Origin of the sequence: Streptosporangium sp. NPDC001681 (assembly GCF_040298085.1) — a bacterium.
Taxonomy (GTDB): Bacteria; Actinomycetota; Actinomycetes; order Streptosporangiales; family Streptosporangiaceae; genus Streptosporangium.
Map to the genome: position 1 here is coordinate 1 of NZ_JBEOZN010000325.1, position 1286 is coordinate 1286.

The window sequence follows — 1286 nt, forward strand, 5'->3', positions numbered from 1 at the left end:
GCCGTCGCCGGGGTGGTCTGTGGTGAGGCTGCCAGGTGTCCTGATCGATCCAGGGTGGCCACGGCGGCGGCGCTGCCGAGGCCGATCAGTGTCAGGGCCAGCCAGGGCAGGCTCGGCAGGCCCAGCCGGGTGCCCAGATCCAGTGCCCATCCGGTGAGCAGGTTGCCCGCGGCGATGCCGAGGCCGGCCAGGGTGCTGTAGAGCCCGTAGTAGGTACCCACCATGTGCCGGCCGCCGAAGGTGGCGATGGTCGCCATCTCGAACGGGTAGATGATCATGGTGGCCAGGCTGAGCAGCGCCGCCGTCCCCAGGACGGGGAGCAGCACGAGCACCCCGGCGATGCCGCCGCAGGTGCCGGCGCCGCCCGTCCAGGGGGCGGCCAGGGCCACCGGGGCGAAGGCGAGCCCCATCAGGACCAGACCTCTGGCGATGGCCTGCGGCGGCCGCCAGCGCCGGGTCGCCCACCCGGTCAGGCGGGCCTGGCCGATGATGGTCAGCACCGCGGAGACCACGAAGACGAGGGTGACCCCCAGCTCGCCCCCCGTCGCTCGGTGGATCTCCAGTGGCAGGCCCAGATAGACCTGGAAGTTCAGCACGTATGAGCCGATCATGGCCAGCGAGAAGAGCAGGAAGGGCCGGTTGCCGAACATCTCGCGCCACTGCGGCAGCACGCCCTGTCCCTCCTGGGCTCGTGGACGCTCTCCTTTGGGCAGGGCCCGTAGCTGGGCGAGGGTGAGCGCGGCGAACATCACGCCGGCGATCAGGCAGACGAGCCTGAAGGCCACCGCGTTGAGCAGCAGGCCGATGAGCGGCCCGATCAGGATGCCGAGCTGGTAGAAGGCGTTGAACGCGGCGAACGCCTCGACCTTTCGCTCTCCTGCCTCCTGGGCGAGATAGGCCCGCACCGCGGGGTTGAACAGCGCGCCGGCGAACCCGGTCAGGGCCGAGGCGCTCACCAGCATGGGCAGCGAGTCGGCCACGGCCAGCATCAGGAACGCCAGGGTGCGCAGCCCGCACCCTGTGACGATCATGGGTTTGTGGCCGAGCCGGTCGGCGAGGGTGCCGCCGATCAGGAACATGCCCTGCTGGCTGAGGTTGCGGATGCCCAGGATCAGGCCGACCAGGGCCGCCGGTAGCGCCAGCGCTCCCGACAGGTGGCCGGCCAGGTAGGGCATCAGCATGTAGAAGCCGGTGTTGATGGTGAGCTGGTTGATCAGGAGCAGTCTCACCGGCCGGTCAAAGGAGCGGGCCAGGGCCAAGGTGCCCCTCACCGCCGGACCTCTTCG

1 protein-coding gene is annotated in these 1286 nt (G+C 70.3%); it reads right to left on the reverse strand.

Features of this window, described 5'->3' with window-relative positions; translation table 11 throughout:
* Positions 1-1271: MFS transporter (locus ABT130_RS47625; RefSeq protein ID WP_350966506.1), on the reverse strand; the 1271-nt coding region annotated here is incomplete at its 3' end.
* Between the last annotated feature and the right edge of the window lie 15 nt (positions 1272-1286).